Source organism: Eubacterium sp. MSJ-33, from assembly GCF_022174665.1.
In the GTDB taxonomy this organism is placed as follows: Bacteria; Bacillota; Clostridia; order Lachnospirales; family Lachnospiraceae; genus Coprococcus_C.
Map to the genome: position 1 here is coordinate 1410439 of NZ_CP076562.1, position 21342 is coordinate 1431780.

The following is a 21342-nucleotide window of genomic DNA, read 5'->3' on the forward strand; positions in this document are numbered from 1 at the left end:
CTAAGCCTCCTGCATCTCGTAAAGCTCTTCCATATGCTCTATATACTGACTAAGCTCCAGTGATATTTCTCCTTCTTCCAGAATCTCAGGCGGAAGCATCTGCATATAATCTGTATCTTGTTCTCTTTCCGCAAGTCTCTTGCAAAAAGCAACTGCATATCCGATTGCCATCATTTCAATGCCTCGTTCTGACATAATTCTTATTTCTCTGGTTCTGTGCAGCTGTATATATCCAAGTGCTTCCGCCAGATTGAAGATATAATATTTGTTATTCATCACCTGTACTTCACGCAATGATTTCACATTACATCGGAATCCTTCTATATGTCCATTTGATCTGCCTGTATAGACAACACGAGGAAGCTTATCCATGTCAAAATCTCTTGCAATCTGATTCATCATTTCCTGTGTCTTTTGATATTGCTTGATATCAAAGTTTGATCTTGGAATAAAACCAACCTTTACTCGAATATCTTTCTTGTCTCTTACCTTCATCATTTATATCTCCTTCCTTTTCTTCCTTATTCTTCTTAACAGTTCCGTGCAGGGTTTATACCCGGCATCAAGAAGCCATCCATAATATTTCTCTATCGGAATGTTCAACTGAATCACTGTTTTTCCTGCCATTTTTCGGTCTGCATTTGCGGTTCTGTATGCCTGTGCTTTTGTCATTCCACCATGCCTCAGCTCCCTGCATTCTGCCAGATAAACTTCTTTGTCATACTTATGGATTTCTGTGATTGTCTCTCGAAACCACTTGTCTACATCTGCCAGCTTTGCTTCTATTCCTGCCATGTAGTAATAATTTATCCACCCCCTTGTAAGCTCCATCAGCTTCTGCACAAAGTCCTTATTTGAAACCATCTCATAATATTCCTCAATGATTTTCAACATTCTGTCCTGCAGATCTGTGATTCTTTCATCTGTTACATCAAACACATACCCAAATTCTATTTTTTTGAATGTATATCCTAGAAATTCTATCTTGGATGCATCACATACATTGGACTTCTTATAGTTGATTTCAAGATTCAGATCTTGTTCAATGAATGTGAGTACCTTCTCATACCGACAGCAAGCCTCCCATTCACTTCCACACAGGATGATACAATCATCTGCATATCTGCTGAATGTGATATTCTGGTCCTGCAGAAACTGGTCTAATTCATTCAGAAAGATATTGGATAGCAACGGTGACAAAGGACCACCTTGTGGCACGCCCTTTGTCACTGCTACTGTTCCTTTTTTAGGTATGAGAGCTTTTGTAATCAGATATTTGTATATCAGTTTCAAAAGCTCCTCATCCTGTATTTTCTTCCTCAAAATCTGCATCAATGTATCATGTGGTACATTGTCAAAGAATTTTTTCAGGTCAATTTTGATGATATGAGTTTTCCCTTTGTTTATCTCATTCAAGGCATGCAGAAGTGCTGGATAACAGCCTCTGTCCTTGATAAATCCATAACTGAATTCTGAGAAATCCATCTGGTAGATTGGAGAAAGGACTTGTACAATGGATGCCTGTATCAGCCTGTCTACGGCAGCAGGGATACTGAGCATCCTATACTGTGCATTTCCCTTGGGAATGTAAGTGCGTAGCAATTTGATTGGCTTGTACTTCCCATCCAATATCTGACATTTTAATGTCTCATACATGTCTGGGAACTGTCCTTTCAACCGTTTTACCTTCACCCCATCGATTCCTGCACAGGCATTTTGATTCAATGTCCTTAATGCATGTTCCATATTCTCTTTTTCCACTACCTGATCTAAGAGATTACCCATCTGCTATCCTTCCTCTTCCAAAGGTCTAAATACATTATCTTCTGTTGACTCTTCTGTTTCTTCTGACTCATCCACAATTACATCGAAATCATCTTCTGCACGTGTACGGCCGCCCATTGCTGGTGTCTGTTTTACAAGCTGAATATTTCCAAGCATACATGTAATACCATTGTTTGGTCCTGCCTTATATGGAAGAAATGTCAATGCAATGTTGCATACACAGCCTGAGTAAATCTTCTTTTTGTCAAAGATTGGATGCACCTTCTGGTCTACGACATCTGGAGCAATCTTTGATTTTGAAACAATATACAGGCTGTCCTTAAATGCACTGTCTTTCCCATCTCTTTCATCTCCATCTTTAACTGGGATATAAAGATTTGGTGGCACTTTTCCTTTCCAAAGTTCCCTTTTTCCTTTTTCAATGGCTGCCTGTACTGCCTTCTCCACCTTTGCCTTGGTTTTCTTATCATATTTAGAGTAAATGCAGGTACACATGTACCTTCCATTGCTCCCATCCTTGGCAAAAGAATATGGTTCAAAGCAGTGCAGATACGCAGCAATGGCTTGGATGATAACCTTATTCTCCATAGCTCTGCCTCCTTTCTTACGATATAGTTCTATTAAACTATACCGCCCACATGCATATCTGCCCAACCATGGATCTCGCAATTTTTTTACATATTTACAAATGCAATAATTTGTCAAAGAATCTATCTGGACTGAGTTGATACATAGTACAAAGAACCAATAGATCATCCATGTTGATGTTTCTCTTCACTCCTTTTAATGCTTTTGCATCTAACCCATCCACTGGCTTGGCTGCCTTTTCTCACCTTCTGATTGCAGCATCCATCTCCTTATGCTCCAGATTATTTCTTGACAGTGCTTTTTGTTCTTCTGCTGTGAATTCTTTCATTCTCTCATGCCGAATCTCTGTGATGGCTTGTGCAACCTTCTGATTCGTCATTGGCTGTGCTTCATACTGCCATGTTTTTTCCATACTTCCTTTAATTAAATCCTGTGGCAGGATTTCCAGAGCATGGCATACATTGACAAACCTACAGATTTCCAACTTTCTGCCTCCATTAAACAGCCTATTCAGACTGGTTGGACTTAAATCGAAATGGGATGCCATTGCCCTCTGTGTTCCCCATTCCTTTTCCGCAGCCTTGTACAACATTAAATTGATATCTTGCATATCTACCTCTCCCTTCTCATCAACTCATACACATCTCTAAATGGAAGATGATTCACTCGTTCCATTACAGAAATCTCGTCTTCATCCATATCTGCCACCTTCTCAAGCAGAAAGTTTTTTTGTTCTTTTGTCAGGTTTTTTACCATATAAACTCTCTCCTCCAACCAGTGGTGATATGCTGTCACTGTCTGCTTGTTCTTCTTTGCAAGTGCTTCGATAAATGCTGGATTCAACGCATCAAAGAAACGAAGCAGTACATAGCATTCTGCATATGTCATGTTTTTCCTCCTCCTTATTTTTTTTATTTCTATAAACATGAGAAAAAAAAGAAAGTTCAGATGTGAAAAGATGTGAAATCTTCGTGAAAATTTTCGATTTTCGCAATTTTTTTTGGTTTTTTATCATATTGATTATAAAAATATTACCAAAGGAGGGATGCCATATGGCATATATCACCAAGGACAAGATTGAGGTTGAAGCAGTAAAGATTCCCATTGATTTTCTAAAAGAGGGAAAGTTGAATCTGAAAGAAAAGGGGTTATATATTCATATCTGCTCTCTGCCAGAAAACTGGAATTACTCCATGCTCGGCATGAGCAGAATCTGTGCAGATGGTGTAGATGCTATCAGATCTGCACAGAAGAAACTGATTAAAGAGGGATTCATCAAGATTACACCGCAGGAAATCATAAATGGATATAAACAGTATAAGCATGTAGATGTACTGGCTAATACATATGAGACAGAGAAGAACTATGTGCTGATTCCGTTGTATCTCTGCAAAGGTTTGCCATCTGAAGATATTGGAAAGATAAAGAAGGATAAAAGCAGTCTCACCCTGTCTGAGCTGGCATTATGGGCGATTCTCTGCTGTCTTGCTCCAGGCTGGAAGTACACAGATACAGATGTGGCTAAGATTTTTGGTGGCAATTCAGGACAAATCAGAAATGCAAGAGCTGGTCTCATCAGAAAAGGTTATATCACTGTCACTAAACATTCTCATCTGTCAAATGGTCAATATGTAGCAGATGATTATCATTTGAATGTCACTTCAAGTGTATAAATGAGAGATTTCTTTTTTTAGGGGAATTTGTCACCTATAATATTGTGATATTTTCCCCTAAAAAAAACTACCCCAGGCAGTTTTCCCACGGCAGTTTTCCTATGGCGGTTTTCCCTTTACGGTTTCCCGCAGACAGTTTTCCTTTTCAATCTGTCTATAATCATTCAAATAATCATCCCTTATAAAGTCTATCATTTATGTCTTTCCTACAATCAACTTCTTTCTTCAGTCTACTTCTTTCTGTCAATGTCTGTCCTTCAGTCAAAGTCTGTCTGTAGTCTATACCTTTCTTCAGTTACTGTTTATATTTGTAATATAGTTTATTATTGTATTTTATTTATATAAAATAGAAAATACATTTTATTACATTTTCATCCTTGAGATATGATGATTGGTTTTAATCCTTGTCATATATTTTAACTAAAAATTAAATATGAGATATTTTTAGGAAAAAATAAATGCTATAAATTTGTACAACTTGAGATTCAAAAATAATATTTTTTACTAAAAAAGTGCTACACACTATATACATTTAATGTGTAACACCTCTTTTTCTCCATAATTCATCATTTACAAAACATACCTCTAATAATATATAGACCATTTTGTGTATCTTTTATCGTAATGTAAAATAACATTTTTCTCACATCCAAATACATTGATGGTGCATGCAAATCGCAATATACTCTCCGTAACAACAACTTCATTCGGAAGCATTATTGTGCCTTTACTGATTATCCGAGATGATAATATCGTATATATTTGATACTCTCCATTCTCATCCTGAATTCTGATTTTAATTGGAATAATTGTTCCATCCTTATTATATTGACAAATTGCATCTATATCATTATTGTACACAGCATTACCCTCTTACTTTTTCTCAAGGAAATTATAGAACATACGTTCTTTCTTGTAAAGAGTTATAAGGCAAATCCCTATTAACATATTTTTGTTTTGTATTTTTTGTTATCATATTAAGTTGATGCTTATGTCAATAATTATAGCAAACAAAGGAATTAAATTCCTCTATACAGAGATGATTTTATTATATTTTTATCTACTGCAAATAAAATAGTATATAATAATTCTGATATATGCATATTGCAAAGACAGATAAGGGGGTACAAATGAATACACAAACATATCAAAATCAACTAAATACCATTGCTTCCACACTGAATATAAATATGAGAAATCTCAGCAATCTCAGAGATATTGATAAAGCCATGATTGTATCTGCATGTTTACTTTCTATAAAATTCAAAGAAGATGGTTTATTTGATTTTAGCTGCCTTTCTTCTGATGAAGAAATAACAGATGGTGCAAAGCTTTATTCTTTGCTTGCTGATGAGTTGGCAAACATCATTTCTGACGAAGCCACTCTTACTGTTATTATGAATTGTTTTCTCTGTGTAAAGCAGATTGAAAGTATCAATCATATTCATTCAAAATTAGGAACCACACCTATCAAATATTTTTTGCAATATTTAGATGAGAATCTTGTCAGTTTCTGCAAGGAACATAATTTGAATGATGATTATCTCGGTTTGTTTTACACCCTATTTATGAAATATTCTTCAGATTCAAAGCATTTGGGTGTTGTTGTGACTCCTACATATATCATGGATTTATGTGCTGATCTGATTAACCTTAATGCTTTTGACATTATCATTGATCCGTGCTGTGGTACAGGCAGTTTTCTCATTTCATCTTTTATAAATAAAGAAGTTGGAAAGAGTAACCTGTATGGATATGATATTGAACCACATATGTTTACTATCACCATTACAAATTTGATTTTAAGAGGTTGCAGACCAGATCATATAACATGTAGAGATTTTCTTGAAACTCCAAGTTCTCTGATAAAAGACACAGTGAAGGCAACTGTTGGATTTATGAATCCTCCATATGCCCAAGGGAAAACAGATGCTTCACTCAGTGAGATATTTTTTGTGAAGCATTTTCTTGATTCGCTGTCAGATGGAGCAAGATGTGCAGTCATTGTTCCTGCAGCCACCTTTGTAGATTCCAAACAGACAAACTGCTATAAATTTGACATCCACAAGCACCATACATTAGAAGGAATTATCACATTAAATCCAAATACTTTCTATGGTGTTGCTACCAATTCTGTCATTGCCATCTTTACAGCACACCAACCACACCCTACAGACAAGCTCTGTAAATTTATAGATTTTAAGGATGATGGCTATATCAATCATCCACATACCCAAAGGATTTACACACCAGAGGCAGATATAAAAAAAGAATATCTATTAAAAGTTTGGAACAATGAGATAAAATCAGATGCCAACTTCTGCATACAAACTACTGTACAAAAAGATGATGAATGGCTATTTAATTTTTATCATGCCAACTTAAATATACCAAGTGAAAAAGTGTTTGAGGAAAAAGTGAATAACTATCTCACATTCCACTTCAACATGATATTAAATGGCAGATCTGAGTTATTCCAAAATGGACCTGAAAAAGGTACTTATATTCCACTTGAAGAACTTCAAAATAAAAAGTGGGGTGTATTTCAGCTTGGAGAGGATTTCATTATCTCCGGTGCTAAAATTACAAATGAAAAAAAATTGATGGAAGGAAATGATATTCCAAGAATAACCACTTCCAAATTTGACAATGGTTATGAAGATTTTTATTCCAAGATTTTATCCAATGGAAAAATGGCAAAGCTTAATGCAAGGCAAGTAGTTACCATAGAAACAGCATCCAAAGGAACAACCTTTTATCAACCGAGTGATTTTATCTCCAATCCTCATTTAATTACTATCAAATTCAAGGAAAGAGAAATGAACCAATATACAGGACTTTTCCTATGTGCCTGCATCTCAAATGCCATTGATGGAAAATATTTTTACGGCTATAAATTCAGTTTGTTTCGAATTCTAAAAGAAAAAATCATTCTTCCTGTCACCAAGAATGGTGAGATTGACTATGATTATATGGAGCAGTATTGCAAAAATCTTTTCATTAAAAAAAATAATATAGTTCATGAATATGGATTTTAATTTATTCTCTCCCTCTCAATTCTTAGGAATTAAATTCCTCAGTTTCGAGAGGGATTTTTATAGAAAATAATTTTTCTAAATTTTCTTTTTGATTATTTTTTTTCAGAAAATATCTCATATTTAATTCAAATAAATAAAAAAGGAAGGATTGAGTAAATATGAGACACATCGATGCAATGTATCTTGATTCAATATGTATTCGTGGACCGTGAAATCCAAATCGGCATTACTATGTAACCAATGTCTGACATATATAAGGAGGACTTTATATGGCAAAAAGGATGAAAGAAGTTCATTTAGATGAGCACAAAAAAGAAGCCTATCTAAAGAAACTTGATAACAATATAAATCAGGACGAGATTCGAATCACAAGGCTTGATGATTTGGAGATGACTCAGGAAGCAATCGAGATTGCCCAGGATGTGGTGATACATCCGAGGGGGAAATATAGAATCAATGGTGCAACATATACCATTGATGAGGTGATGGAAAGATTAAGTAAGCTCACAACAGATCACATTAAATGTGTGGCATTTAAGCTGAACCATTATAAAGGTATCATCCAAAATCGATATGGATATGTCTTGTCTACTTTGTTCAACATCACTAGACAGACACAAAAGCAGGCAAAAGAGCTGCTTGAATATCTGATTGAAGAAGACAAAGAAAAAGATGAATACGAAGACGATTGATTTTATCATCCCATGCTGGGCAGAAGATTATGCTCAGCATGGATATAATCAGAACAGGAGATGATTATCTATGCAGGAAGAATATTACACAGTTGCAGAAATCCAAAAGATTCTCCGAATTGGAAGAACAAATGTGTATGATCTGATTCGACAGCCAGATTTTCCCAAAACACAACTTGGGAATAAATACCTTATTCCCAAGTCTCAATTTGAAAATTTCATGAAGCACATTATGTATAAGCAGTATAAATATTGATGTGTTCATTGTAGAAAAGCAGGATTCAAAATCCTGCTTTTTTTTTATTCCATTATCCAAAACCTTATAAGCAATATTTTTTATCTATCTCATCTAATGCAATATCAAAATCAATAACATCTCCATGCTCATAGTTGCTTCAATAGAAAAAGCAGTCTGAAATCAGACTGCCTTTCTATGTAGCTCTGTGGTACAAAGCCCCAGAGATCTTTATTGAACTCTGTAACTGTATTATATAAAAATATATCTATTTCTCCAACCATGGATCCTGCAATTTGAATATAAATTTCAGGGAGAATTTCACTCAATATTCAAATGAAGATCAAGACCGGGAAGATTGATTTTTGCTGCCGCCTCTCTTTTATTTTTTTCAATAATATGTACATATGTTTTTTCACATACCTCACGGCTGTTCCCAAGAATTGCACATATAACCTCAATTGGAATATCATTGGCAAAATAAAAGGATGCACATGTATGTCTTAATTCATGCGTTCCTGTAATTTTGTTTTCAATGCCTGCCCTTTTCTGTATATAGGCTAATGTCTTGGCTATCCCTGAGACATTTGTTGTATTTCCATTTCTGGTTTGCAATACATAATTCTCCGGACTGTATTCTTCCAAACTCTTTCTATAATATAAGATAAGTTCTCTGGCACTGCTATTGATTGCCACATATCTTGTCTTTTTATTTTTTGTAAAATGCTGTATTACTTCTATATTTTTATAGATTTTATTTCTTTTCATTTTTTCAGGTTGTGTAGAATCATATGCCGGATTATCCATGGTGATAAGTGTTTTATTGATTGTAATATAATTCTCCTCAAGATTAATGTCTTTCCATTGCAAAGCAAGTAACTCTGATATTCTAAGTCCAAGGAAAAGATTTGCAGCAATCATAGGTCCATATTTATAAATTAAATCACCATCACTATAGGTACTCAGAGCTGCCATTATAAATTTCTTTGTATCTTCTTCTGACAGATAATGAATCTCTTTTGTTGGTTTGATAATATTGGTTTCAGATGGTTTAACAACTAATTCCATTGGATTGTCAAATTTGTGTACCGTTGATGTATAACGGTAGAAAGCATTCAAAGCATCATATGTTTTCTTGATGGTGGATTTAGAATAATGATCTACCAGATTCAGTTTGTTTATCAAACTCTGTAATTCTTCTGTGGTGACAGACTGATAGCGCATATGTCCAATGTCAGATGGCTCAATCTGATTTTTAATGGTTTTATTCAGACTCTTAATAGATTGCGGTACAAGGGTAGGAGCTTTTACATTTTGTACCCACATATACATAGCATCTGCTAATGGAGTATTTACTTTATAATCCTTTTTCTGATCTATCTTTTTCTCTTTAATTGACATCTTCTTTATACATTCAGGAATAGATGAACAGGTAACACATATACAGGTTCTTTTTCCTCTATCTGTAATAATCATTTTTGAATATCGATACTTTCCATTTTCAAGCTGAGTAATGGCACCTTTATTCTTACCTAAATTCAATGTTTTGTTTTCTGTTTTCTCCATAGTGATTCCTCCTCTAAAATTTTTAGTTAAGATATCACTGTAAATATGATAAAAATGAACAACATTTTGATTGCAGAACAGATTTTTATGCAAATTCATTACTCAGGATTCAAGGAACTCAGCATTTATCAGGTTTTCCGAGAAAAAAATTATTCAAAAAATTATTCAAACGACCTTGAAAAAGCATAATTTAGGGGTTTTTTATGAAAAAAAATGATATAGAATAACACAAAATAACACGAAATAAAGAAAAAGAAAAAAGCCCCTAAACCCAGTAAATACAAGGTTTTCAAGGCTTTTTCACAAGCAGGGGATGAGAGAATCGAACTCCCGCCAAAGGTTTTGGAGACCCCTATCATACCATTTGACCAATCCCCTATAATTGGTTGTGTCCGCAAGACACATGTTCCATTATACAGATTAATCGATATTTGTCAAGATAAATTTTAACCTTTCAGATTCTTCTTCCCTCATCCATCTGACGCACATGGATTTTCCCATATATCCTGCATGCTACTGCATATCATAAAACTTCATCGTCTCCCGGTCACGGTATTCATGCTTCTCATAATACCCAATGAGTTTTTGATTACTGTCCCGCAAAGCTACCATATATATATCCTTGTTCTGCTTTGCATTGTAACCGGTATATACAAGATTGTGGCTTACATCCGCTGCAAACCAGTCAATCACCTGCCGGATCTTCTTGTTTGATTCCGGATTGTGACAGTTAAGCAGACTTTTTCCGATCAGTGCTTCGCCACCACGCTTCGCATAGTTTTTTATTGCTGCCGGGTTCATGTAAATAATTTCATGTTGCAGATTACAAATCACAACCGATGCCCGCTCCTGATCTACAATACTTCTGAAATATTCATTCATACGTTGTATGCCTCCATCTCTGCCTGAATCTCATCCTCGGTTGCCGCCATCGCCTGTAACGTCATCGTCAGAAGCTTTTCTAACTCCCAGCCAAGCTGCTCTGCCCCGCGCTCGATTACCTCACGCGAACATCCTGCTGCAAATCCCTTACTCTTATATTTCTTCTTCAGAGATTTCAATTCCATATCCTTTGTGCTCTTCGACGGACGCATCAGCGCGGCCGCCCAAATCAGTCCGGTCAACTCATCGGCTGCAAAAAGCACTTTTTCCATCTCATGTTCCGGCTTCACATCAATCGTCTCACCACATTCAACCGTAATTCCATAACCATGCGAACATACACCATGAATGATATCCTCGGACACACCACCTTCGCGCAGCAACTCCGGTGCCTTCAGGCAATGTTCTGCCGGATACAATTCAAAATCAATATCATGTAACAATCCAACGATGCTCCAATACTCGGCATCATCGCCATAGCCAAGCTCATTTGCATACCATTTCATAACCGCTTCCACTGTCAATGCATGCTGGATGTGAAATGGATCCTTGTTGTACTTCTTCAATAATTCAAATGCATCATCTCTTGCAATGTAATTCATGTCTGTTCCTCTTTTCTGTCGTTTATAATCTAATGAACCATGCCGAAATTACTTGTATAAGATCCGTTTAATCCAAAGATTCTCCTTTCAACACCAGCTTCTCGAATGATTCTGCAAATCTTATATCATCTTCCTCGGTTCTTTTTCTAGGACCTTTCAAATGATTCTTCCCCGAACTACGCCGTGCTTTCTTGTTCAAATGCCGTTCCATCAGCATCTGGTCAATGTTCGCATCTGTATACCATTTCCCGGACTGATGGATTGCATATGCGCCTTTCCCAAGTGCCATCGCCGCGACTCCATAATCCTGCGACACAACGATATCTCCCTTATGGCAGAGACTAATCAGCTTGTAATCCACTGCATCCGCTCCGGCACCAACCACGATCACTTCGCTGTAATCAGAGTTCAAGACATGATTCGTGTCGCAAAGCAGTGTCGTTTGGATATGATATTTTTCTGCGATTTCCTCCACGATACGCACGACCGGGCAGGCATCGGCATCTACAAATATTTGCATGATCTACTTCCTCTTACTATGCAACCGTTGCCCCAAATGGCATCAGCGATAATTTCGCGAGCTTGAAAAATTGCTTTCCGAACGGAATACCTATAATCGTAATGCACAGGATACATCCCCAGACTGCATCTGCAATCGCCATCGGAATCCCCGTCAAAAGCAGCCAGAATATATTCGCGATAAGACTCATCGCCCCGCCACCATATGTAACTTCCTTGCCAAACGGGAAGAATGCAAGCCCGGCGAACTTAAAGCACTGCAAGCCAATTGGAATTCCTATGATTGTAATGCACCATCCGATTCCCGCGATCACCCACGAAAGCCCGGCTGCAAAACCGCCAAATATAAACCATAAAATATTTCCAAGTATACCCATCTCTTTATTTTCTCCCCTAGTATTTTTATTCTTTGTTCTTGTTCTATTCGAATCGTTCGCGCACTATGTGAATTGTACTCACACTATTCGAATTGTTCGCACACCATGCAGATTATTCTCACACTATTCGAATTGTTCGCGCGGTTCGTTTCCAGACTATAGTGGCTTACCACGGCGCGTTCATACAATAAAACAGCACCACTATCTGTGTCACGACCATCATCGGAAGTCCAACCGCAAAATAATTCTTCTGTGTCTTGTGATGAAATAAGTACATCGCAATTATACCACCAATCGCACCGCCCGCAAATGAAAATCCTAACAATGTTGCCACCGGGATTCTCCATTTCCCCTTAATTGCCGCATATTTGTCAATGCCAAATAAAACGAACGTTACAAGATTAATGATGCCAAGATATAATAACAGGATTTTTCTCTGGCTCATGTATCTTACAATATTACATGTCAGCTTGTCTGCCACATAGCCTTTTACGAATAAGAATATCACAATGGCAATCACCAAGGCACAGGCGAGCGTGACATGCAGCATCGCATTTGATTTGGTTGTTTTTTCATGTAGTTTCATATTATGACCACGTCTTCCATATTTCCGGATGATATCCAAGTGTCGACTGCTTTCCATTCCGCACAACCGGTGTCTTGATCACCTGTGGATTCTCCAGTATCTTGTCCAGCTTATCCTCCGGGGCAATATACTGAATCAACGCCAGCAGTTCTTTATCCTTAAAATCCGGATTGATCATATTCTCCATGCCACCATTGACGGATGCCACAGCATGGAACTCGCCTTTGCTCATGCCCTTTTCTTTCATGTCGATAAACTGATATTTAATTCCGCGTTCCTTGAAGAACCGCTCTGCTTTCTTTGTATCGTTGCACTTTTTTGTGCCGAAGATTTGGATGTTCATTTTTATTTTTCCTCATTTTCTTTACTTTGGATTATCTCTTGTATGATACTTATGTAATCTTCATACATATCTTTATCCTCACTTTTGCAAATCATATTATTAAATATATTCATGGAAATACTGCAAAGTGGGAAAACAATAACCATTATAGTTACGATTGCAATTGTAACTACACTAATTATAGAAAAACCCATTTTTTCAAATTCCCCTCTTAATGCAACAATTACATTAATAAGACTGGATATCAATACACCAAAAACCGCTGCACATACCATATCACTAAACTTTTGTGTTGGGTTGATTGTGCGCAACTGCATTTTTAAATAATGCAGAAAATTATTTAACTGCTGACAATTATACGTTTCATATTTTGACCATACATAATTTTTCCATTCAGAATAAGAATTAAACTTAAAGCACTCAGGCAAATCCCCCTTTTTCCTCTTACTTTTACCACAAATTATTTTATATATTTTCTTTTCTTCAGCATATTGAAATCCATAAATATCACCCAATTTCAATTTTTTCATGAAGTACTCCTTCGTCCCTTTGATCGCTTAAATTAAAACATTACCCAATTCATTAAACTTCTCGCACATCTGAACTTCTTCTGTGTCTAAATATACAATGTTTTCCTTTTTTATATCAAATAATTGAATTGACTTTTCGTTTGACAGCACTTGATCTAGCAAAAACCAAAGTTTCCCCTTCAAATTCGCATGCATAAGACACATATCTTTTGTGCTATTTGGCACAGCGGAATATGATTTTTGTTTCAAAGTGCTAATATATTTCATTAAATCACTTCCAAACGCAATAACCAAATCTGTATATTCTGTATGATCAATTTGAGGTATCCATTCCAACGATTCATATCTTTTTAAGTTTGATCCGTTATCCATTTTTTCATTTATTTTATATTTCATCAATCCCCATATAAACTCAAACAACAATACCTCGCCTGGTTGTTTTTTATGTTTTCCATTGCACAGGCCATGTATCATATCTATTTTTTCAATCAATTTATCTATATTTCTAATGTCTATTCTCGATAATTCAATTAATTTTAACACAATTGGACAACATTCTGCTAAATTCTCAAAATCATAAAAATAGTATCCATAATTATTCAATATTTGATTCTGAACTTTACCACTGTCTAGCTTTATACGAAAGGCAATAAATTTTCTAAGATATCGTTCAGTATCAACTTTCTCACCATAAATTTCTTTCACTGAATGTTCCAACTGTATACTATCAATTGCCAACAGAACAATCACATTATTCAATCCCTCAAACATATGATGTAAACGTTCTAACACCTTAATTGCATATTCTGGCATACATCGATCCAATTCATCAACCACTAATAATACAGTCTTGTCTTTAGCTAATTCGCTAATTTTATTTCTCGTATAATCAAGGGTTGTCTTAAATCCAAACATCTCATCAAATTGAAATTGTTCTTTTTTCGATATGTTATCATGTGTTTCTACTAAATCTATACCTATTTTATTTTTAACTATCTGACCTGCAATCTCTTTAATAACTTTTTGAGCTTTCTCTTTCTCAGATTTTCCTCCACATTTGTCCAACATCGCTGACACAATTGCAACCGCTGGTTCCTCATAATAATCATACTGCCAGCAATTATAATGGAACACATAAAAACGATCATCATTTGTTCCTTCTTTTTGAAGTCCCACTAACTTCTTTTCTAACTGTTCCAGTATATATGTTTTACCATACCCCCACTTACCATCAAGCGCAAATACTCGCCCCTGTTTTTGTTCAGATAAGAGCACTAAAATTTGCTCTATATCGCTCATAATCTTTGCCCTGTCCAAAATATCAATTTTTTCTGTCTGTGACATATTCTCCTCCTTATAACTAACTTTTCTATTTCTAATATCATGGATTAAGTAACAGAAACTAAGACATATGCCAGAAAAACTATATAACACAAATCCCCATTTAGTTATATATCCCCATTAACCAAAATCCATATATTTATATTACAATATTCTACAAAAAATACAAGATTAAACTCCGATACGACACGATTTAATTTAATACATTCATACAGCGACGTGCACCACTATCAAAAAGGAGGTTTTACAAATGAACACACCAACATCCAGAAATCCAATGCTGTTTTGTGATTACTACAAGCAATGGATCAACGTATACAAAGAAGGAGCGATCCGTCCGGTCACCATGAGCAAATACAACATGGCGCATCAATGGCTGTTAAAGCTGGCTCCCGATCTGTCGATTTCCGAACTGGATCGGATTTCTTATCAGAAAATATTAAATGAATATGCAGAAGAACATGAGCATCAGACAACGATGGATTTTCACCACCATGTGAAATGTGCCATTTTAGATGCCGTAGATGAGGGGCTGATTCCGCGAGATCCAACCCGGAAAGCGATCATCAAAGGCAAAAAGCCACGTGAGAAAAAGCAGAAATTTCTCAATCAGTTTGAGCTTCACAAACTAATCGAAGACCTTGATCTAGGGCCGGAAGTATCATGGGATTGGTTCATCCTTCTGGTTGCCAAAACCGGAATGCGGTTTTCCGAAGCGCTTGCATTGACGCCGAGGGATTTTGATTTTTCACGGCAAATACTGACGATTTCCAAGACATGGGATTACAAAGGAAATGGCGGTTTCCTGCCAACCAAGAATCAATCGTCTGTCCGAAAGATACAGATTGACTGGTTAACCGTTATGCAATTTGCCGGACTGGTGAAAAAACTCCCGGAAGATGAACCGATCTTCGCAAAAGGGAAAATATATAATTCCACCTTGAACGGAATATTGGAACGACATTGCAAAAATGCCAGAATCCCCGTCATCTCTATCCACGGTTTACGTCATACCCATGCCTCGCTCATGCTTTTCGCCGGCGTTTCCATCGCCAGTGTGGCAAGGCGCCTCGGACATGCCAGCATGACGACCACTCAGAAAACCTATTTGCACATTATTCAGGAATTGGAAAGCAAGGACATTGACATCATCATGCGATCCCTTGCGAACCTGAATTAAACTACTTCGCATCCAAATACGCACGTCGATTTATAATAAAACTGGGAATACCATCCATAGATATTCCCAGTCTATTCCAGCCTATCAATTTCTCATTCGTCGTTTGCAGAAAGCGTCCTATATATCCGCATCCCGACATTTCATCAATCGCGCAGTGGCAATACATTCTCCATCAGATCATGCTTGAATTTCTCCACTATGATCTTACGGAACTTGAATTTCGGCATAGGTTCCTCGACGCATTCCTTATAGGATGCATACGCACGATCCTTGAAAGTGTTTTCATTTGCCATCTCGCCATCCCGGTAATTATACACTTCATAACGCACATCGTCCTCATTCAGATTCCACAGCTTCGCAAATGTCTTGATTTCCGTATCAATCGCATCATAGCGCATCTGGTTGACAACCACTGCGATATCCTGACCTTTGTACCGATCTTTGTCCTGTTCGATATTATCAATCACCTGCTCCAACAGTTCACCGAGCTTCTGATTATCCTCGGCAAATTCCTTCGAAATCTCGCGCAGCGCCAGGATGTTCTTCGCAAATATCGCATCCTGAAAATCGTTGTTCGACTGATCCAGATAATTCACCAATCCCTGCAACAGCTCGACAATATACTCAAAATCCACCCGCATCTTGCTGTACGCAATCAGATCATAGTCGTCCATAACCGGATCATCTGTTTCCGTTTCATCCTTCGGTTTCTTCAACTCTTCCATAACATTTTTATACATTGCCGCATAATTTTCATATTCCTCCTGCGAGAAATCATAGTCTGCAAGCAACTCTTCCCGATATCTGGAAAATGCTTTCAAATGCGCAAAATTCTTATCCAAACCACGGAATACGTAAATAAACGATTTCTGTTGCTCTGGCGATAACTGGTTAATCTCTTCCTGAGTTCGTCCCAGTGCATGAATCGTCTTTACAGCAATCGAAAACGCCTCGCGCACACTCTCCCAATCTTCGGAAATTGCAACACTTTCTCCACCTCTGGAATATAATTCCAACGCCCGATCGATTTCCTTCTTAAATTCCTTTGGTGATTGAAATGTTACAACCTGTCCATATGTCTTATTCGCATCAAACAAACGATTCGTTCTTGAAAAAGCCTGTATGATATCCTGTGGGCTCATCGGCGATCTATCCATATACAAGGTGGACAGACATGGAGCATCAAATCCCGTCAACAAACGATTGACAACGATAACCAGATCCAACTGCTGACTCCGCTCCATATAACGTTTTTCCTTTCGAGCCAGACGATCATTCAGATTACTATTATACGCGTTGATATTCTCCACGTCATAATGTGTGCCAAACATCTCATTGTAATCTTGCAGGGACTCGCGCATTTTATCCTGATTCACCGTTGATGCCTCATCATTTTCCGTCACGGAATATGTAATTGCAAATTTCGGAAAATCAGGAACTACCTTGCAAATCTCCTCATTTATCTTTAATGCATCTTTGCCCGCTTTGATCCGTTTCAACAACTCATAATAACGCTGTGCTTTCGCGATGGATCCAACTGTCAGGATACCTTCGTAGGTTCTTCCCTTGCCGTTCTGCATGCCTAATTTCGTATAAGACTGATTGAGCACCACATCCAGAACCTGTCGCATATGCTCTTCTGTCTCAAATACCGCATCATCCACATCTTCTTTTTTCGGTCCGAGATTCTCAACCATGAATCCGAGAACTGCTTCGTCATGAATGGCATTCTTGATTGTGTAGCTATGCAGGCATGCTCCGTAAAGCTCATCGGTTGTCTGCGGAAGATCACCCTTCTGCTCATACCGGTTCTCCTCAAAGATTGGCGTACCTGTGAATCCATACCACAGAGAATGTGCAAAAAATCGTTCAATCTTACGTTTTGTCTCCGGCGTGACTGCTCTGTGACATTCATCTACCACAAATGCAACCCGAAGGTTACGGATTTTGTCATATTCCTTTGTCCCCTCCTGCAGTCTCTTGGCAATCATCGTCTGTAGCTTCTGCCGCGTCGTGACAATCATCTGTCGGTTGCCATCTGTCAGACGCCGAATCAGGGCATCCACATTTTCTGTGTCATCCACATCAATCGTATCGTTATCTGCATAGGATTGGAACGCCATCTTCGTCTGCATATCCAGATCTTTCCGGTCAATCAGGAATATTGTCTTTTCTATGGACGGAATATCCATCAACAGATTCCGTGTCGCCTTATAAGATGTCATCGTCTTTCCAGAGCCCGTTGTATGCCAGATATAGCCTGATATACTCCGCTTGGACGCTGCGCGCATCGCTTCAATCGCATGAATCTGATATGGTCGCAAAATCAATAATTTCTTCTTCTCATTATCAAGCACCGTATACTTCGCAATCATCTCATGTGCCTGTGGAATCCGCAAAACAGCCTTCGCGAAATCCAGATAATCACAAACCGGATAGTTCTCGTTGTCCACCCATCCGGTTATAAATTTCTTACCTTCCGCTAATTCTGCTGCCCTTGCCGCTGCAAAATATTTCGTGTCAACAGCATTACTCACGACAAACATCTGTATATTCGAAAAAAGTCCGCGGAATTTTCCCTCAGAAATATACTTCTCTATCTGCCGATACCCATCCATATAGGAATGATCCTTGTTCTTCAACTCAATATGTATCATTGGGATTCCATTGATCAACAGCGTCACATCAAATCTTCGGTCCCGCTTGTCATCCACCTCATCTGTCTTGAATGCCTGATACTGATTGATTACCTCGTAGACGCTCGTTCCCCCGGCAATATGCTCGTTGTTCATCACAACCAAATGCAATGTCTCATTGCCTCTTTGTACATGCACATAGACTTTTCCGTTCTCACCGACCTGCCATTTGCCTGCATCATAAAAAGAAGCGTGCGATACATCATTTTTAATCTTTGCAAATTCACTCTCACTGAGTGGCATATCGTTCAGCTTTGCCTTGTTGTTCTGCTCCAATATGTATTTGAAGTTATCCCACAACTGCTCCTCCGTCCGAATATCCTTCCGATATGTCCACTGTGAATCCCCACCGCATAATTGGTCAATTAATCTCTGCTCAATTACTGATTCTAATTCTCCCATTTCTTTCGTCCTTTCTTGTAATTTTTTATGATTTGTTGCGATATTCCTATCGCATTTTGTACTTTGGTTGACAAACATGTGATTTGCCATATATTGTTTCAAGTTTTTCAGTTCGTTACACTTACGCTGATGAAGAGTGATAAGCTTGTCAAGGTTCCTAAAATACTCTCCTATTTCCTTTTGTTCTGCTAATGCTGGAACCAAGACAAATTCTTTTAAAAAATCATTAGCAACAAGATTAGTCATCATTGTAGATGATTTTGTACAACGAGCCATAATTCTACCCATAATTCCTTCGTTGTTGATGAAATACTTCCAATAACTCAAATCATAATCAACAATTGGTCTAAAGACGTCAAAAACATGGGAGACTATGCCATCTCCAATGGTATTCTCAACAAATCTTCCGTGAGCATAATTTTTACTTTTATTTCCTTCAAATGCAATATCACCCAATCGCATAACATTATAGGTTCTCATGTAGTCATCGCCGGATTCTTTTATATCTTGTTTGAAATACATATTTGCCACAGAAATAATTTTATCTGCTCCAAAACTCAAATCATTTTTTTCCGATACTTTAACATATAAATCTGAAAACTTACGCTGTTCCCAAGCGTAAGTAAATTTTTCATATCAGACGATATATTTGTCGCATCTTTCACAAAAGTCCCTTTTTTGATAACATTTTTTTATCAAAATAACATTTATAATGTTACTATTCATTGTTTATGTTATCTTAATTTCTCTCTTACCAGCATCAATGCATATCCCATCAGATTTTGTCCTTTCCATTCGCTTGGATCTACTCTTTTGGGATCACTCATAGACAATCCGATGCCCCAAATCTTATCATTTACTGCTGCCTCTGCAAGAACTGCATTGCCTGTATCAAGTAACACTCTTTTTAACTCTGAGTTCTGCGTGAATTTCGCCACTAACCCTTCATAGACGATAATCTGTCTCATACCATTCCAGACATGATTATCAAAGCCAGATACCTTACGTCCTAGCTCTTTGATATAAGCTACATCATCCGTTGCAAGTATCTGTGCCGCAATATTTTCATCGTGAAACCGTAAAGCTTTTTGATGCATCATATATTGTTCCAACGAAGTATATTTCACATCACCAATTGTAAAATCAGACAGATACCAATTACTGAAACATCCATTTTCTTCGTCTGGATTGTGAAATGTTATTACTCTCACCCTGGTTCACCCACCTTTTGTACCGCTAAATCCAGTTCTAAATCATGCAATCCCGGATATGCTTTCTTCAAGAAACTAAGCGGGATTTTCTTCACAACCTCCCGGCTTGGAATATTATAAAACCACTGATAATATGCATAAAATTCACCTACCCAATCCGGAAGGAATCCAGCAAGTGCTTTTCCATCTTTCAATGCATATTCTTCGGTTTTGCAGAAATACTCCCACAAAGTTTTTGCATCCATCGTGTTCACATATGCCTGTGATTCATCGATGCTTTTCCGTGTGTTACTCTGCATATAGAAATTGATAAAATCCTCTGTGTCCTTATCCGGGAATGTTTCCGCAACATAATCGAATAACTTTCCCTGATTCTCAACTACATCACTTAAATATGCTTCTGCGTATGCTCCCATACCCTATCACCTCTACAATAATGTACTAAATACCTTCGTTACCTTATTTGCTTCTGAATCAACCAGTTTTCTCATATTATCTCTGGCTTCTATATCCCGTTGATTGTATTGTTCATTAAATTCACTATATGGAACTGAGATCATATCTTCCTCGATTTCATGCAATTGTGCATATGCCCGTTCTGATTTGATACAATACTGGATTCCTAAACCGCCCAATGATAACAGTTCCTCCAATATATCCATATCTATGTTGTCGCGCACAAATTCTTTTGCAATATAAAAGTACGATGCGTCGGCTCTCCACCCCTTTATCACATCATAGTCACTTGTATCAATTCCGTATTTATCAATGAACTTCGCCGCTAACATTCTATATCTTTTTGAATCTGCCGCATCCCGATGCTTCATAAGCTCCGCTAACCAGTTCAATACATCTTTTTCTTGAAAATCGAGAATCTTCAATCCAGTACAATCTAATTCATATTTATGTACCCATCCATTTTCGCTATTCGGTACACAAACCGCCCACTCCTTGGCTAGATTCAATACTTCCGTCAGATAAAATCCACGACCATAATCATGTTTATCATTTCCACCACCAAAGACAGGCGTCACTATTTTATTTTGTGTTCCATGATATAAAATAATTTTACCCATTCCGAAATCCCTCCATGAAC

At 37.4% G+C, this 21342-nt stretch carries 24 protein-coding genes and 1 tRNA gene; 5 read left to right on the forward strand and 20 right to left on the reverse strand.

All coding sequences use genetic code 11. From position 1 onward, the window contains the following. The 5 genes from KP625_RS06560 to KP625_RS06580 all read right to left on the reverse strand — a co-directional run bounded on the left by KP625_RS06560 (position 1) and on the right by KP625_RS06580 (position 3261). Positions 1-498: a hypothetical protein gene (locus KP625_RS06560; protein WP_238299848.1), complete on the reverse strand. Its 498-nt coding sequence runs from the start codon at positions 496-498 to the stop codon at positions 1-3. Next, positions 499-1785 (reverse strand): reverse transcriptase domain-containing protein, encoded by a 1287-nt coding sequence (locus KP625_RS06565; protein WP_238299849.1) that lies wholly within the window; start codon positions 1783-1785, stop codon positions 499-501. It abuts the gene before it with no gap. A 3-nt stretch (positions 1786-1788) separates the two neighbouring features. Beyond that, positions 1789-2373, reverse strand: coding sequence for a DUF2815 family protein (locus KP625_RS06570; RefSeq protein ID WP_238299850.1), 585 nt, complete (start codon positions 2371-2373; stop codon positions 1789-1791). A 241-nt stretch (positions 2374-2614) separates the two neighbouring features. Next, a complete protein-coding gene (locus KP625_RS06575; RefSeq protein ID WP_238299851.1) occupies positions 2615-2983 on the reverse strand; it encodes a helix-turn-helix domain-containing protein in 369 nt (122 codons plus the stop codon). A gap of 2 nt (positions 2984-2985) precedes the next feature. Beyond that, positions 2986-3261, reverse strand: a complete 276-nt coding sequence (locus KP625_RS06580; protein ID WP_238299852.1) for a hypothetical protein — start codon at positions 3259-3261, stop codon at positions 2986-2988. Between the two features lie 164 nt (positions 3262-3425). On the opposite strand from KP625_RS06580, the gene KP625_RS06585 reads away from it, so the two are divergent. Beyond that, positions 3426-4046 (forward strand): helix-turn-helix domain-containing protein, encoded by a 621-nt coding sequence (locus KP625_RS06585; protein WP_238299853.1) that lies wholly within the window; start codon positions 3426-3428, stop codon positions 4044-4046. 585 nt (positions 4047-4631) lie between these two features. Here the strand turns inward: KP625_RS06585 and KP625_RS06590 are convergent. After that, positions 4632-4907 (reverse strand): hypothetical protein, encoded by a 276-nt coding sequence (locus KP625_RS06590; RefSeq protein ID WP_238299854.1) that lies wholly within the window; start codon positions 4905-4907, stop codon positions 4632-4634. Positions 4908-5176: 269 nt separating this feature from the next. On the opposite strand from KP625_RS06590, the gene KP625_RS06595 reads away from it, so the two are divergent. The 3 genes from KP625_RS06595 to KP625_RS13665 all read left to right on the forward strand — a co-directional run bounded on the left by KP625_RS06595 (position 5177) and on the right by KP625_RS13665 (position 8032). Further along, complete coding sequence (locus tag KP625_RS06595; protein ID WP_238299855.1) at positions 5177-7084, forward strand: N-6 DNA methylase; 1908 nt, start codon at positions 5177-5179, stop codon at positions 7082-7084. Positions 7085-7353: 269 nt separating this feature from the next. Beyond that, positions 7354-7776 carry a DUF6017 domain-containing protein gene (locus KP625_RS06600; protein WP_238299856.1) on the forward strand — a complete coding sequence of 141 codons (423 nt, stop codon included), beginning with the start codon at positions 7354-7356 and terminating at the stop codon, positions 7774-7776. Between the two features lie 70 nt (positions 7777-7846). Beyond that, on the forward strand, positions 7847-8032 hold the full coding sequence (locus KP625_RS13665) for a helix-turn-helix domain-containing protein (protein ID WP_370641431.1): 186 nt from the start codon (positions 7847-7849) through the stop codon (positions 8030-8032). A gap of 300 nt (positions 8033-8332) precedes the next feature. On the opposite strand, the gene KP625_RS06605 is transcribed toward KP625_RS13665, so the two are convergent. From KP625_RS06605 to KP625_RS06650, 10 genes are all read right to left on the reverse strand, one after another. Continuing rightward, entirely contained in the window at positions 8333-9577 is a 1245-nt protein-coding gene (locus tag KP625_RS06605; protein ID WP_238299857.1) for a tyrosine-type recombinase/integrase, read from the reverse strand. Positions 9578-9884: 307 nt separating this feature from the next. Beyond that, positions 9885-9955 (reverse strand) — tRNA-Trp (locus KP625_RS06610). A gap of 135 nt (positions 9956-10090) precedes the next feature. Beyond that, positions 10091-10459: a PAS domain-containing protein gene (locus KP625_RS06615; RefSeq protein ID WP_238299858.1), complete on the reverse strand. Its 369-nt coding sequence runs from the start codon at positions 10457-10459 to the stop codon at positions 10091-10093. Then, a complete protein-coding gene (locus KP625_RS06620) occupies positions 10456-11061 on the reverse strand; it encodes an HD domain-containing protein (RefSeq protein ID WP_238299859.1) in 606 nt (201 codons plus the stop codon). Before KP625_RS06620 ends, KP625_RS06615 begins: the two co-directional genes overlap by 4 nt. Positions 11062-11128: 67 nt before the next feature. Next, the gene (locus KP625_RS06625; protein WP_238299860.1) at positions 11129-11581 is read right to left on the reverse strand and encodes a YaiI/YqxD family protein; all 453 of its coding nucleotides are present in this window, start codon (positions 11579-11581) and stop codon (positions 11129-11131) included. Between the two features lie 16 nt (positions 11582-11597). Further along, the gene (locus tag KP625_RS06630) at positions 11598-11957 is read right to left on the reverse strand and encodes a YccF domain-containing protein (protein ID WP_238299861.1); all 360 of its coding nucleotides are present in this window, start codon (positions 11955-11957) and stop codon (positions 11598-11600) included. 166 nt (positions 11958-12123) lie between these two features. Next, positions 12124-12543: a DUF1294 domain-containing protein gene (locus KP625_RS06635; protein ID WP_238299862.1), complete on the reverse strand. Its 420-nt coding sequence runs from the start codon at positions 12541-12543 to the stop codon at positions 12124-12126. 1 nt (position 12544) lies between these two features. Next, positions 12545-12886 carry an arsenate reductase family protein gene (locus tag KP625_RS06640; RefSeq protein ID WP_238299863.1) on the reverse strand — a complete coding sequence of 114 codons (342 nt, stop codon included), beginning with the start codon at positions 12884-12886 and terminating at the stop codon, positions 12545-12547. 2 nt (positions 12887-12888) lie between these two features. Further along, entirely contained in the window at positions 12889-13416 is a 528-nt protein-coding gene (locus tag KP625_RS06645) for a hypothetical protein (RefSeq protein WP_238299864.1), read from the reverse strand. A gap of 27 nt (positions 13417-13443) precedes the next feature. Next, positions 13444-14760, reverse strand: a complete 1317-nt coding sequence (locus KP625_RS06650; protein WP_238299865.1) for a KAP family P-loop NTPase fold protein — start codon at positions 14758-14760, stop codon at positions 13444-13446. 247 nt (positions 14761-15007) lie between these two features. Here KP625_RS06650 and KP625_RS06655 point away from each other — a divergent pair, with 247 nt between their 5' ends. Further along, complete coding sequence (locus KP625_RS06655; protein WP_238299866.1) at positions 15008-15937, forward strand: site-specific integrase; 930 nt, start codon at positions 15008-15010, stop codon at positions 15935-15937. 143 nt (positions 15938-16080) lie between these two features. Here KP625_RS06655 and KP625_RS06660 read toward each other — a convergent pair whose 3' ends face one another. The 4 genes from KP625_RS06660 to KP625_RS06675 form a co-directional block, all read right to left on the reverse strand. Continuing rightward, positions 16081-19596 carry a type I restriction endonuclease subunit R, EcoR124 family gene (locus tag KP625_RS06660; RefSeq protein ID WP_238299867.1) on the reverse strand — a complete coding sequence of 1172 codons (3516 nt, stop codon included), beginning with the start codon at positions 19594-19596 and terminating at the stop codon, positions 16081-16083. A gap of 173 nt (positions 19597-19769) precedes the next feature. After that, entirely contained in the window at positions 19770-20246 is a 477-nt protein-coding gene (locus tag KP625_RS06665; protein WP_238299868.1) for an NADAR family protein, read from the reverse strand. Then, entirely contained in the window at positions 20243-20662 is a 420-nt protein-coding gene (locus KP625_RS06670; protein WP_118735135.1) for a hypothetical protein, read from the reverse strand. The genes KP625_RS06665 and KP625_RS06670 overlap by 4 nt, the downstream gene beginning before the upstream one ends. 12 nt (positions 20663-20674) lie before the next feature. After that, complete coding sequence (locus KP625_RS06675) at positions 20675-21322, reverse strand: DUF3990 domain-containing protein (protein ID WP_118735134.1); 648 nt, start codon at positions 21320-21322, stop codon at positions 20675-20677. Positions 21323-21342: the final 20 nt, after the last annotated feature.